At 38.0% G+C, this 14,469-nt stretch carries 10 protein-coding genes and 1 pseudogene; 2 read left to right on the plus strand and 9 right to left on the minus strand.

Annotated elements, in window-relative coordinates; translation table 11 throughout:
• Positions 1-158: 158 nt before the first annotated feature.
• The 9 genes and pseudogenes from rlmF to IPJ53_03785 all read right to left on the minus strand — a co-directional run bounded on the left by rlmF (position 159) and on the right by IPJ53_03785 (position 10,058).
• On the minus strand, positions 159-1,139 hold the full coding sequence (rlmF, locus tag IPJ53_03745; GenBank protein MBK7798203.1) for a 23S rRNA (adenine(1618)-N(6))-methyltransferase RlmF: 981 nt from the start codon (positions 1,137-1,139) through the stop codon (positions 159-161).
• A 151-nt stretch (positions 1,140-1,290) separates the two neighbouring features.
• Entirely contained in the window at positions 1,291-1,863 is a 573-nt protein-coding gene (locus IPJ53_03750) for a pentapeptide repeat-containing protein (GenBank protein MBK7798204.1), read from the minus strand.
• Positions 1,864-2,051: 188 nt separating this feature from the next.
• Positions 2,052-3,502, minus strand: a pseudogene (locus IPJ53_03755) (pyruvate kinase).
• Between the two features lie 253 nt (positions 3,503-3,755).
• The gene (locus tag IPJ53_03760) at positions 3,756-5,480 is read right to left on the minus strand and encodes an SBBP repeat-containing protein (protein ID MBK7798205.1); all 1,725 of its coding nucleotides are present in this window, start codon (positions 5,478-5,480) and stop codon (positions 3,756-3,758) included.
• Between the two features lie 403 nt (positions 5,481-5,883).
• Positions 5,884-6,876: a GTPase ObgE gene (gene obgE, locus IPJ53_03765; GenBank protein ID MBK7798206.1), complete on the minus strand. Its 993-nt coding sequence runs from the start codon at positions 6,874-6,876 to the stop codon at positions 5,884-5,886.
• A 32-nt stretch (positions 6,877-6,908) separates the two neighbouring features.
• A complete protein-coding gene (locus IPJ53_03770; GenBank protein MBK7798207.1) occupies positions 6,909-7,487 on the minus strand; it encodes an adenylate kinase in 579 nt (192 codons plus the stop codon).
• 117 nt (positions 7,488-7,604) lie between these two features.
• The gene (locus IPJ53_03775) at positions 7,605-8,153 is read right to left on the minus strand and encodes a C40 family peptidase (GenBank protein ID MBK7798208.1); all 549 of its coding nucleotides are present in this window, start codon (positions 8,151-8,153) and stop codon (positions 7,605-7,607) included.
• A 51-nt stretch (positions 8,154-8,204) separates the two neighbouring features.
• Entirely contained in the window at positions 8,205-8,990 is a 786-nt protein-coding gene (locus tag IPJ53_03780) for a nitrilase family protein (GenBank protein MBK7798209.1), read from the minus strand.
• A 78-nt stretch (positions 8,991-9,068) separates the two neighbouring features.
• Complete coding sequence (locus IPJ53_03785; GenBank protein ID MBK7798210.1) at positions 9,069-10,058, minus strand: threonylcarbamoyl-AMP synthase; 990 nt, start codon at positions 10,056-10,058, stop codon at positions 9,069-9,071.
• Positions 10,059-10,411: 353 nt separating this feature from the next.
• On the opposite strand from IPJ53_03785, the gene IPJ53_03790 reads away from it, so the two are divergent.
• The gene (locus tag IPJ53_03790; protein ID MBK7798211.1) at positions 10,412-11,575 is read left to right on the plus strand and encodes an IS4 family transposase; all 1,164 of its coding nucleotides are present in this window, start codon (positions 10,412-10,414) and stop codon (positions 11,573-11,575) included.
• Between the two features lie 639 nt (positions 11,576-12,214).
• Positions 12,215-13,768 (plus strand): hypothetical protein, encoded by a 1,554-nt coding sequence (locus IPJ53_03795; GenBank protein MBK7798212.1) that lies wholly within the window; start codon positions 12,215-12,217, stop codon positions 13,766-13,768.
• The last annotated feature ends 701 nt before the right edge of the window (positions 13,769-14,469 follow it).

A 14,469-nucleotide genomic window follows, 5' to 3' on the forward strand; every position in this document is an offset into this window, starting at 1 on the left:
AGTGAAGGAACCCTGCCTGACTGCGTCGGCAGGCAGGCGCTAAAGCGGCTAACGAGAGAATTAGAGAATGAGGAAATGAGTTAATTGGAAAATTGGACTTTAAACTTCCTCATAAGTTTAGAAGTATTATTAAATTATAGAATTGGAAAATTTTTGGATTATGAATTTTCTTCAATTCTCCATCTGGTGTTGATCCAATTTTTTTGTTGTTCTTTTGGGAGGAAGGTCCAAGCTATTAGTCTGCTGGATTTATTGCCCTGTCCCATGGGAATGGTTTTTACTTCTACTGCGCCGGCAGTTTTTAAAGCCTGGTACGCGGCTTTCAGGTGAGACTGTTTGGAGACCAGGGTGGAGTACCAAAAGCAAGAGGTGGAGAATCTTCTGCTTTGACGAATCATTTGTGCGATGAAGGCAGATTCGCCGCCTTTGCACCAGAGTTCGTTGTTGTGTCCACCGAAGTTTCTTACTACTTCTGATACCGGTTTCCCTTTCAGGTTGCTTAATTTGCGTAGGGAGGCTTCACGTGCTTCATCTGCTGATCCATAAAATGGTGGATTGCAGATGCTGAGATCAAATTGTTCTTCCGGCTGTATGATTCCATAAAAAATATCTGTTGGTTCTTCCTGCAATCTAAATTCAATTTGGTCTTTTAGGAATGAGTTGGATTCAACAATATTTTTAGCGGCATCGAGGGCAACAGGATCAATGTCTGTGGCAACAAATGACCAACCGTATTCTTGATGTCCGATGATTGGATAAATGCAATTGGCTCCTACACCGATGTCGAGACATTTTATTTTTTTTCCAATAGGGATGGATCCATAATTGCTGGCTGACAAAACATCTGCAATGTGGTGGATGTAATCTGCCCTGCCGGGGATGGGAGGACACAGATAATTTTCAGGAATGTCGTAGTGGTCCACTCCATAGTAATGTTTCAACAAGGCCTGATTCAACATTTTTACAGCTTCAGGATCTGCAAAATCTATGGTCTCATCATCGTAAATATTAGGTCTTACAAACGGTGTTAGTTCCGGACAGGTTTCAATCAATTCCATGAAGTCATAACGAGCCCTGTGTTTGTTGCGCGAATGAAGTCGCGATTTTTCAGCAGGATGATCTTTTTTCTGTTCTGTCATGGTAATGGAGAAAAATTAATGGCATAAAGTTAAGATATTCAACAGAAGATCTTAAAATATTCTGAATTTATCAGAAAACTGGGTGCAAGACATTTCAGCAGGATAATGAGACTGGATTATTTATTTTTTTAATTATCAAATCTCGTTGTACTTATTCAATACTCAGATCATATTTATGCAAAAGACCTGCCAGGCCATCTGATGAAAAACGAGCTTTTCTGAGGTAGTTGGATTCAGGATCGATGGAATAGTTTTGCGAGGTGCGGAAGTCTGAAGACTCCAGGAGGGTATTGTCAAATTTTGCTCCGGAAAGATCACAGGAGTCGAATATCGCCTGCGTCAGATTTGCTTCGGTAAAATCAACCTCCTGCAAGGAACAATGAATAAATTTTGTTTTCCTTAGATTGAGTTTATAAAAAGATGAAAAGTTGAGTGTGCAATGCTGGAAAGATACAGAAAGTAAAAACTCATTGCATGCGTCAAAATGAATGCCGAGCAACTTACAATTTTTAAAAGTGACTGTTTTTAAAGAGGTTTTTGATAAGTTGACCATGCTCAGATTGCAATCATCGAAACTACATTCAGAGAAATTGAAATTGGACAAATCACTGTTTGAAAAATCGCAGTTGGAAAATTTACATTCTTCATATTCTCCAAATTCCAAAGGTGTGTTGCCATAATCCAGTTGGTGGAAGATTTTATTTTCTATGATATTGCGTTTCATGGTAGGCGATTGTAAGAGCAAAGTTTGAATTTTGCGGAATTGTAAGGTATATTTTAATTCTAATCGTAAAATTAATACATCTCCAATTCAAGAGGGGCATTAAAGGTAAAACGAAAATGAGCTGTGGGAGACTCATTTGCTAATACCTTCATTTGAATGATTGCTAATGTATATTCTGGGGGGTGGTTCTATTGGAGCGGACTTTGTGAAAGAAAGTCCGATGCAATGGCTAATGGTCTGAATATATGTCTTTTTTTTGAATGGTGCCCGCCACTTCTATGCAATATATTGCAGAGCGTTTCTATGGTTTGTATAATGTGTGAGCCCTTATTGATCATTACACATTCAGCCTGTACTGCCTGAGCCGCGTCTGTTATTTCTGATCTTGTAGCCATACCCAATTTATTTAAGTTGTCTAAAACTTGTGTAGCCCAGATAACTGGTACATGTGCAGCTTCGCAGAGCCAAAGGATTTCTTCTTGTATTTCACTCATTCTTTCGAAACCAATTTCGACGGCAAGGTCTCCTCGTGCTATCATTACCCCAAGTTTCTGATGCTTTAATCCGGTCAAAAGCAAAGCTGGAAGGTTGTGAACGGCTTCTGCAGTTTCTATTTTCAGAATTATGGCAAGTTTGTGATCTGTCGAAAGTAGTTTTTGAAGATGTATTAAATCAGCAGGTGAATTGATAAAAGAATATCCAACTAATTCTGCATGACGCCTTATGAACGGTAGACATTTGATATCGTAATCTGTTAATGATGGCATGTTTAATTTAGAATTTGGAAAATTAATTCCTTTCTCTGCCTTAATTTGCTTTTTCTTGGCAGATATTCTCTTCACGCGTAAGAAAACTACCTCTTTTTGAATTTTTTCAACTACAGTTTCAATTGTTCCATCATCAAATAATACTGTTTCACCTTTTTTAAGCCTTTTGTGAATGTCGGGAACCGTGCATCCAACGGTATTTTTTTGATCTTCAATTCTTGATTCATCGACCAATTGGATCAAACTCCCTTCTTCGATTTTAAGTTTAACTTTAGATTTAAAAACAGTTCTTATTTTAGGTCCTGCAAGATCCATGTATATTTTGCATGGAACACCTGTTTCGGTGCTTGCGCTTTTGATATTTTTATAATGTTTTGCCAGGTTTTCTTGTTGTCATGGGCACAATTAATTCTTGCAATATTCATTCCAGCCAGCAATAAACTTTTGGTTTTTTCATGATCGAGTCCAATTTCCGAATCGCAGGTCACCATGATATATGGCTTACTTTGCTTGGCAGATTTGCTAAAAAGTTGCGTTGTTTTATCATTCATGGATTTTTCTGCTGATTTAGAATCCAGCAAGTGAGGGTTATTAATTTTATCGCTTCTGAGGCATCTCAGTATTGCATGCACTTGCCCTCGTATATGACTTTCCGCACTTGCCATTGAGGACAGGCCTAAAGCATGTAATTGATTTTGTAATTCTCTAATGTCTAAACTTCTCAAAGCCAGATAGTGTAAAAAATTACAAGCATTTATTTTATTTGAAGGATGAATTTCATCCAGAAAATTTTGATAGTGTAATTCCGCTGAAGCCATTTTTTGATCAATGTCTTCCAGCTTTGCGATGACTGAATTTAAATCGGTCTCCATGATTTCAATTTTGGGTGCTAATATGGGGACATAAAATTGATCAAATGGCGATTATTACAGGTATAACAATAATTTAATATTGCATTGCAATATTAATGCATTAATATTCCTGGAGCGTATTTCTCAAAAATTGGTGACTATTGTCCTTTTGAGAATATTAAAATTGAAAGTTTGTATAAAAACAAGGCATAAACACTGTCGAATGATTCACAGATTTATAATGTATAGAGTTGAGTCTTAAGTGTCAACCAAATTAATGGATCAATATTTTTTGTTGTATTGTTTTATTGGAGAAACGCAGGATTACAAAGTACCATCCCGGAATAAGAGTAAGGGGCCCAAGGCTTAATTCATTTTTTCCGGATTTTATATTGAGCTGCTTGTGATATAACTCAGTTCCATTCAAATCCATTATATGAAATTGAGCAGCGGATTCAGTTTGCGAAACCCATTCCATTTTGAGAAAGTTGTGTGCAGGATTGGGGAAAATGATTAATGGAAAGATGTCAGAGGGGTCAATTGCATTTACGGAAGTTTGGGAAATTTTATTCAGAAATATGTCTTCTGAGCCTTTGCTTGTGATCAACAGACTATCGGGTCCCGGATTTACATTGAGTGTAGATCCAAAAACACCTGTGGTATACACATTATATGGAGCATCCACCGCGATGGAAAATCCTATGTCACTGGCAGGACCATTCATGCCTCGGGCCCACAGAAAATTACCTTCCGGATTTAATTTAGTGATAAAAATATCGTTGTTGTTTTGATTACTGGAATACAAATTAAAAACTTGCTGACCCGGATCAAAATCAACCAATTCCTGATAGCAACCTGTAGTATAGACATTGCCTTGTTGATCCAGACAGATTCCTAAACCCACATCGTGAGCAGGTCCACTAAATTGTTTAACCCAAACTAAATTTCCATCAGAATCCAATTTGCTGATGAATACATCACCACCAATTCCCGGAGCTGTCAACTTTAGTATGTCAGGCCCTGGATCAAAATCTGCTTCTGATCTGAAAAATCCGGTGGTAAAAATATTTCCTGTTTGATCGATGGCCATTCCTATGGAAAAAACAATATTTTGCCCTACTGTACTTTTTGCCCAAATAAATTCACCTTCTGCATTTAGTTTTAGCGCAAAGGCATTGCCTGCTCCGGAATCCTTCAAATTGTATATATCTGAACCTGGATTAAAATCAACCGTGTCTTTAAAATTTCCGGTCACAATGACATCGTTTTTTGAATCGGTTGTAATTGCCGCACATTGATCATCAAGTTTGCCACCTATTTTTTTTGCCCAGATGAAATTTCCATCAGCATCCAGTTTGAGTATAAATACATCGTAGCTTCCTGCAGAGGACAACGGAAAAACGTTTGCACCCGGATCAAAATCAGCTGTCCCCTGGAAATGTCCCGATACCAGGATATTTCCGGATTGGTCAATTGAGATTGATTTACCTATGTCGTCTAAATTTCCTCCGATTTGCTTCACCCAAATTAATTGTCCATCGCGATTTAATTTTGCTACAAATGCATCGCCGAATCCGGTAGAAGTTAGTTTTGAATTTGGAACACCGGATTCAAACTCTGCCATGTCTTTAAAATTTCCGGTCAAGTAAATATTTCCCATCTGATCAGTGGTAAGTTGATTGCCTCGATCTGCCTCTTTGCCTCCCATTCTTTTAGCCCATAACAATTTTCCATCCGTGTTTAATCTTGAGAGATAAATATCTTCAGATCCTGAAGAAGTAAGAAAGTTCTGATCTTCATTTGGATCAAAGTCAACCTTGCCTCTGAAGAATCCACAAGTTAACAGATCCCCCGAGGCATCGACCAAGATGCAATTGCCTGCATCGCTTCCTACATCTCCAAATTGTTTTACCCATGCAAATTGATTTGACTGACTGTTTGCATGATTGCAAAGGATTGCGCAAAGAAGTAAGACAGAATGTAGTTTGAATATTTTCATAATAGACGTTTATGATTGGAAAGACCCCATCAGCGATACAAATGTTGATATAATCCCAAAATTGTCATTAGAATTCTATTACTAGTCAAAATAACTTTAAATGCAAGCCTCTTCTCGAAATTCGTGCTCAATGAAATATAATTTCACCTCCGCGCGAATTTCTTGCGAGGAGTCTTGCCTTTGTTGCTCTTTTGCCTCTCACTACGAACTCTAATGACAATTTTGGGATAATTATTGAATCAAATACCTTATGAAGATATTAAATTCCGCAAGCGGCAATGATTAAAAATGAAAGTTGACAATTGAAAAGAAAATATTGCGGGATATTTTTTATTCAAAAAAATAATAGCTCATTCAATCTAAGCAACTCATTTAAATGAAAAGTACCGGATTAAATTTTTTACTACGGATTGAGATTTTTCCAGATGAGGTCTTTCAGTTCCTCCAATCCCTGATGGGCAACCGCTGATACAAATACGCAGGGAATATTTTTTGGTAAATTGGATTGTATCAGATCTTTCCATTCCGGTTCGGCTATGTCCGTTTTAGTAATGGCCAGCAGACGGGGTTTGTCGGTGAGTTCAGGATTGAACTGATGCAATTCGTTGGAGAGGATTTCGTATTCTTTTTGAATATCCTGACTGTCGCACGGGATCATAAAGAGCAACAAAGAATTTCGCTCGATGTGTCTGAGAAATCTTGTCCCAAGACCTTTTCCAAGATGTGCATCTTCGATGATACCCGGAATATCGGCCATGATAAAAGACCGTGAATCGCGGTATTTTACGATGCCAAGATTGGGAACCAGGGTGGTGAATGCGTAGTTGGCGATTTTTGGTTTGGCGGCAGAGAGTACGGAAAGCAAAGTAGATTTACCTGCATTCGGAAATCCAACCAATCCGACATCTGCCAACACTTTCAGTTCGAGTATTTTCCAGGCTTCTACGCCCGGTTCACCCGGCTGGGCATAATCAGGCGCTTGTTGGGTGGCAGAGGTGAAGAAGGCGTTTCCTTTTCCGCCGCGACCGCCGGAGAGCAGCACTTTAGTTTCTCCTTCTTCTGTGATTTCGAATTCCTTTACACCTGTCTCTGCATCGATGGCTACTGTTCCCAGGGGAACATCCAGAATGATGTCTTCTCCATCACGGCCGGTACAATTATTCTCACTCCCGTTTTGTCCATTGTCCGCATAAATGTGTTTGCGGTATTTCAGATGTATGAGTGTCCAGAGTTGGCTATTGCCCCTCAGGACAATATTGGCGCCACGTCCACCTGCACCGCCATCAGGTCCACCCTTGGGATTGTGTTTGCTGCGGAAGAAATGAACAGAACCGGCCCCACCGTTACCGGAGCGGAAACAAATTTTGACATAGTCAACGAAGTTCTGTTCAGCCAATTGAGTTAGGTTTTTGGATGGTGGTGATTGGTTTAGCAGCAGATTTCATCGAGATGGGCACTGATTTCTTCGAAGATGCTGTCGATGGTGCCTATTCCATTGATCTGATGCGACTTACCGGATTGTTGATAGTGGCCAAAAACTTCAGCAGTTTTTTGGCGATACTCATCCATTCTTTTACGGATGATGGTTTCGTCATTGTCGTCGGCTCTGCCGGAAGAGGTCCCGCGTTTAAGGATTCTTCGGACGATTTCATCATCCGGAACTTCCAGTGCAACCAGTGCACTAATTTGTTCTCCTTTTTCGGTAAGCATATGATCCAGGGCTATTGCCTGGGCGATGGTTCTTGGAAATCCATCATAAATAAAACCATTTACGGATGGTTCGGATTCTACTTTATTGCGCAACATATCAATGGTCACTTCGTCAGGAACCAGAATCCCTTGATTCATAAATTCCAAAGCTTTCAGTCCCAATGGCGTTTTGTTGGCAATTTCTGCTCTAAAAAGGTCTCCTGTAGAAATGTGGTAAAGGTTATACCGATCCACCAGCTTGGCCGCTTGTGTGCCTTTGCCGGACCCCGGAGGTCCAAATAAAATTAGATGAAGCATAATCAGTCAATAAGGCAGACAGTAACTTCCGGACATCTCCAAGCATGAATATTATCGAAGGAAGGCTGTCGTAATGGTCAAATAAACCGCAAAGGTACGAAAATCTGCCTTACTGTATCAGTTTAAACTGATGGACTTTTCTCTTGGAAAGCTGTTAAGGTCCTTGGCCATTCTGATCCGTTTAAGCCAATAGTCATATTGAAGTATATTTTCTTCTACCACGCCCTGGGAGGAAGAGCTGTGGATGATCATCAATTTGTTTTTGCTGTTTTCGGTAATGATGCCAACGTGATTGATACGACCTTTGGTGCCAAAGTAGATGAGGTCTCCGGGTTTTGCGTTGTCGACTTTAATGGTCCTTCCGCATTTTGACTGATCGGCAGAACAAGAAGCCATTTGTATGCCTACTTTGTCCAGGACGTAAATCACAAAGCCGCTGCAGTCAAACCCCTTGGGATTTTTGCCACCACTTTTATATTTTTTTCCCTTTAGGCTTCTTGCGACGCTTAACACTTCATTTCGAAAACCCTTGTCCAAACTGTCCTGATTGACTTTATTTTGGCTCAGCGTATCTTTTGACGCTGAAGCACAAGATTGGAAACCCATCAACACGATGGCGAACAAGGAAATTCTTATCAACCGGGTAAAAAATGGTACAAAATTCATATTGGTAGCATTTTATATATTAAATAAAACGCTAATATATGATATTTTGGTTTATGGTTCCAAAATAAATTTATCGCGGTCGCGGAGAAAAGGGTATGCTTTTCTAAAGGCATGTAGTTTTTCTTTGGACAGTGTAAACGTCCAGATACCTGGTTTATTGTAAGTGTCGTGGCCCAGACGGTGACCTTCATAATCCCAAACATTGGAGTCACCGCTGTAAATCATGTCGTTCCCATCGCGGCCCAGAGCATTGACACCGGCCACGAAGCACACATTTTCTATGGCCCTGGCAGGAAGCAGTGAAGTAAAGGCCAGTCGTCTGCGCTCCGGAAATTGAGCAACCAATATCATCAGCTCAGCTTCTTCTGTGTTGCGCAACCACACCGGGAATCTGAGATCATAACAAATGAATGGCATTATTTTCCAGCTTCTGTAATTGATTAGGGTTCTGGATTTACCCGAGGTATAGAATTGACCCTCATTGGCCAGATTGAACAGGTGTGCTTTATCGTAGATCTCTATCCTGCCATCCGGATGAACAAACACGAACCGGTTGTAGTAATGGTGGTTTTCGGAAATAATCAGACTGCCACAGACGGCACAATTTCTATTCGCCGCGATGGTTTTCATCCATTGGATGGAAGGTCCATCCATCGGTTCACCCGTGCCGGTTGTATTCATGGTGAATCCGGTGGTGAACATTTCACAAAAGATGATCAGATCGGTTTCTTCCCTTAGTTCGCTCAACAAGAGAACTTCCAATTCGCGGATGGCCTGTGGAGGATTTTCCCAAACGATGGAAGACTGTACGATGGAAATGTGTAATGAATGATGCATGACGGAGATTATAAATACAAAGATAAATGCTTGAGACTTATGCCGGAAGGCATAAAGCAAGGTTACAATTCTTTCGAATCATAAGCTGACGTTGTGAGCCCTTTCCAAACGATCATTGATACTTTGCCCCAGACCCTCATCGGGCATGCGTTCTGCAATGATGAGGTCCAGCTGCATCCGGTCGAGGGCATGCATGGATTCATAAATCTTCTGTGCAGCTTCTGATAGATTTCTGGATCCGGACAAGACAATGACTGCGGCGACTTCAGGTAATTCTTCTACTCTGCCAAACACCATGCAACCTATTTTCTTCCCCGGATGGTGGGCAATACTTTGATGGACATTGTCGGTCAGCAAAAAGGGAGTGCTGGGTGAATAATGTCGCATCAACATCCCCGGAGCCTCCAGATTTTGATCATCTGCGGACTTATTCTTTACCTTGACCGGGCCGATGCATTTTTCTATCGATTCTACATCAATGGCTCCAAGCCTATATATACAGGGGCTTTGGTCAGATTCCCCTACAATCGTAGATTCCAAACCTTTCCTGCAAGGGCCACCATCTAAAATATAAGGAATCTTTCCTTCCAATTGATGGAATACATGCTCAGCTGTTGTAGGACTTATGTAGGTAAATGGGTTGGCGCTGGGTGCTGCAAGCGGAAATGGAAGGGATTTTAACAACTCAAGAGTCATCGTATGATCGGGAATTCTTACCGCCACGTAGGCTGAACCGGCCGTAAGTTCGTAGGGTATATTTTCATTTTTTCTCAACAGCAAGGTTAAAGGGCCGGGCCAAAATTTGGCAGCCAGCGTATCAGCCCAGGCGGGCCATTCAATCACATAGGATTTTATTTGTTCGATATGCGCCGCATGGAGGATGAGCGGATTGTTGGTAGGACGGTTTTTGGTTTCGAATATCTTCCGGATGGTCTCGGGTTTCAGGGCATTGCCTGCCAGTCCGTAAACTGTTTCGGTGGGAATGGCTACGAGTTCGTCATTCTGCAGGAAATCTCTGGCGATTCCGATGTCTGTTCCTGTGGTGGTGGTAAATGGAGGATTTGTCATTATTTGGAATGTAAAGATAAGACGTGGAAATGAGCTAATGAGAAAATGAGTTAATGAGTTAATGTGGAAATGAGTTCGTAAATTTCAAGCTAGGAAGCTCGAAATAACCAAGTTTGTTTGATGCTTCCCAGCGTCAAACTAATGAAAGCGGGTAATGGGAGAATTAGAGAATGAGTTAATGAGAAAATGAGCTAATGAGTTAATGTGGAAATCACTGTTGTCCGGGAAAAAAATAAAAGGGGGCCTTATTAGAGCCCCCATTTTGTAGTTATTTTTATTGTGCAAATCAAAACTACTACAATGAGCAAAAGTACTTTTTTACCGGACAGCCGATCTTCAATCAGCTAATTTCTTTGATACCAAAGCATATCATAAGCAATGCCTCCCTAAAGTATAACGCAGATCGCTATTGCAAGAAGTTCATGGCCTATGATCATTTGGTTACTATGCTTTACACCAGCTTGGAAAAGTGCACCTCTATCCGAGAAGTTACTACAGGTTTACTGGCTTGTTTTCATAAACTTAACCATTTAGGTTTAAGGAATGTGCCGCGCAGAAGCACTTTGTCAGACGCCAATAGTCGTCGAAGTTCGTTATTCTTCCAAAATGTCTATCATGAACTTTATAATTATTATTATCGGAATTCCCCGGACAGCCTCGAGGAAAAAGATGTTAAAAAGAGATTGTTTTTAGTGGATTCTACAACAATTAGCTTGTTTAATGAGGTGATGAAAGGGATGGGAACGCATGCCTTCAATGGAAGAAAAAAGGGAGGTGCAAAAGCACATATGATAGTCAAGGCCGAGAACATGGTTCCCGAGTTTGTACAAATTACCGAAGCAATTAAAAACGACAAGGATATTTTTCCCTTTTTAAAGCTAGCTCCAGGAGCCATAGTGGTCTTAGATAAAGGTTATAATAGCTATGCACAATTTCATAAATGGGATCAGGAACAGGTCATATGGGTAACTAGAATGGCTGAAACAGCTTATCAAGTACTTGTTGATTCAAGGCCCTTAAGCAGTGATGAAAAATCTCTGGGCGTAATTGCTGATGACGTTGTAAACTTAGGTCGACCAAGCAATAAAAGCACACAAAGTATATGTGCCCGAAGAATTGGGTTTAAAGATTTAACCTCAGGTAAAAAATTTAACTTTATTACCAATGACATGAAATTCAAAGCATCTACTGTGGCAAATATTTACAAACAGAGATGGCAGATTGAACTCCTATTCAAACGACTTAAACAAAATTATCCCCTTCAATACTTTTTAGGAGATAGTGAAAATGCAATAACCATACAAATTTGGTGCGCATTAATTACGGATTTGTTACTTAACATTATTAAAAGAGTTCTAAAAAGGAACTGGTCATATTCCAATCTCAGAGGAATGATAAGACTCCATTTAATGAATTATATAAACCTAATAGATTTTTTAAATAGTCCAGAAGATTCTCTTAATAATTACAAGGAAAAAATGTTAGAATTAGAACCTAATTTGTTCAGTTCTTCTTAACGGGGGGGCTTGCATTTTAAAAATTACACTTTTTCCTTGTGAAACTACCTATAATACAGGACCTACTTTCATTTTTATAACTTTCCCCGGACAACAGTGATGTGGAAATGAGTTAATAACGAATTGGTTGTTTGATGCTTCCTAGCGTCAAACTAATGAAAGCGGCTAATGGGAGAATTAGAGAATGAGTTAATGAGAAAATGAGTTAATGAGTTAATGCGGAAATGAGTTAATAACGAATCGGTTGTTTGATGCTTCCCAGCGTCAAACTAATGAAAGCGGCTAATGGGAGAATTAGAGAATGAGTTAATGAGCTAATGAGTTAATGTGGAAATGAGTTCGTAAATTTCAAGCTAGGAAGCTCGAAATAACCAAGGTTGTTTGAAGCTTCTTGTCGTCAAACTAATGAAGATTAAAAATAGTACTCGCTAAACACTTCGTAGGAAATGGGCTAATGAGTTAATGAGTTAATGGGTTAATTTTTGAGAACTAATAAACCAGTAATAAATTTGAAAATTAAATTTTATTATTATTTTTACCCTTGAACCTTTTTTCAAGGATACTAAATTCAGCATGCAGTTTCCGATATTGGCGTAAAATCAATTAATAACTTACTAACCCTACCAATAAATAAAACATATGAAACTCTCTCTCTCTCTCTCTCTCTCTCTAATAATTATTTTCATATTATACTTTTTATTTGAAAATTATTTTTCATTTATTACGGTGGATGGACCAGCTCATTTATACAATGCAAGAATCCTGGAACAGTTGATTCAGAAGGATGATTTTATTAGCAATTACTATCATCATCTTCATGAAATTGCCCCCAATTTTTTCTCTACTTATTTGCTGTTTTTTTTGAATCAAATATTCACTCCCATTATATCTGAAAAAGTATTGATATTTCTATTGCTTACCCATTTTTTCATTGGGATGGCTTTGATTTTAAAATCAATTTCTTCGAAACCACATTTATTTCTTTTATTATCGACACCATTGGGATTGAATTATTTATTGGGCTTTGGTTTTTATAATTTTCTTTTCGGAATTAATTTTTTATTATTAAGTATATGGTTTTATTTAAATTACCTTAAAGAATTTAAATTTTATTATCTAATTGGAATTTTCTTATGTACTGCGCTTACCTATCTTTGTCATGGGTTGGTTTTTTTGATTGAAATTTGTATTTTGACAACAATATTGAGTTTCAAAATAATTCAAGATGTTTACAATGAGAAACAATTTAGAAAATGGTATATTTTAGAGTACATTAAAGTGGGCTTTATTTTTTTACCTGGGATCTATTTGATTTTAGATTTCATGGAGTTAAGAGAGGAACTTAACAAAAGCTATTTATCAAATTATGAGATAATCGATTTTATAAGCGAGATGAGGCCTTTGATATTATATACCCATTTGGACCGGATGTATGCCAAGGAATACTTTTACATTTTTTATGGATTAATAGCCATTAGTACTTACAGTTGGTTTGAACAATATAGACCGAGCACGAAAAAGGACTATTTCTTTAATTCAATTTGGCTTATCATTTTTGCAACACTGCTTTTATCCTTATTTTTTCTGCCTGATGGTAGTTCTGGCGGGAGTCTTATTATTGTGCGGATCCATTTTCTTGCAATTGTATTTTCTATATTTTGGATTTCCGTCTATGCATTTAACAAGTGGTTTCTTTATGGATGTCTTATTTTATTATTTTTCCCTTTAAGAAATTCTGTTCAAGAAAAGTGGAAAATTCAAAAGGAGCTAAATCTCAGGGTAAATGAATTTCTTGAAGCTGAAAGGAGAATAGATGATAATTCGATCATTTTTACAATGCGTCATAGTAATGAGTGGACTGATGGTCATTTTTCTAATTACTTAGGAATAAATAAGCCGGTTCTCATTCTTGATAATTATGAAGCCAGTACTGGATATTTTCCTGTAAGATTTAAAATTAACCCAATGAATTGTGTTTCTACTCCATTTTTGTTTAACCAGGAGATTAATCAATTTCCTATTAAATTATGTCATGGTGATTCTTCAAAAGTATTGGATTATATCCTATTTTATGGGGAAGCGCCTTTGGATAATGTACAACAAGAATTTCTTGATTCTACAAAAATCTATTATGAAAATATTTATTCGACTGAGCGGTTAAATCTATACAAACTGATTGATAAAAGAAAATAGTATTATTGGAACTTAAGATTTTATAAGAATAAGCATCCATGTATACAAATGGAATCGCTTTGTTAGTGTCTCACTTTGTTTTTTGAAAAGTATAAATTATTTTTTCGGAATATTTATTTATACTCGATGCAGGTGGATTGACATCCCTTGAAATCAATATTTATGATATTTTTAATTAATTCATGAATAGATTAAGTGCTGTGTTCAAAGTAATAAACGCAACCTTCAAATATTTTAATAAATATCAAAAATAAAATTTACACCTCCATTGATCGCTAAAGGTTCTGTCTGAGTTTCATAATCTCTTTGTTTTGTCTCATTAAATATATTGCAAGAACAATTGTCTCCTTGTCCTGTGATTTTGATAAATAAATTATAATTTACACCTTCAACAATTTTATAGCTTATTTCACCAACGTATGTATCATTTACATCATAGCTAAATTTGGAACTAAGTTTTCTCTTATTAACGGAGTCAATTTCAACGTCTTCTACAGTTATATCTGTAATATTGGAAGCTGTTGTAAAAAGTTCTGAAAATCCTTTTACCTTAGCACAAGCTTGTTAAATTTATGTGTCGGATTCTTTTTTTTTTTTTCTTCTTAATAGATGTATTTAATTTGTTCAATTCCAATTCCATGCATGATTCAGGCCAAATTATAAAAATAAACAGGATTAGGAATGAAAAAGAAAACTACCGA

This window comes from Candidatus Vicinibacter affinis (assembly GCA_016714365.1).
Lineage (GTDB): Bacteria > Bacteroidota > Bacteroidia > Chitinophagales > Saprospiraceae > Vicinibacter > Vicinibacter affinis.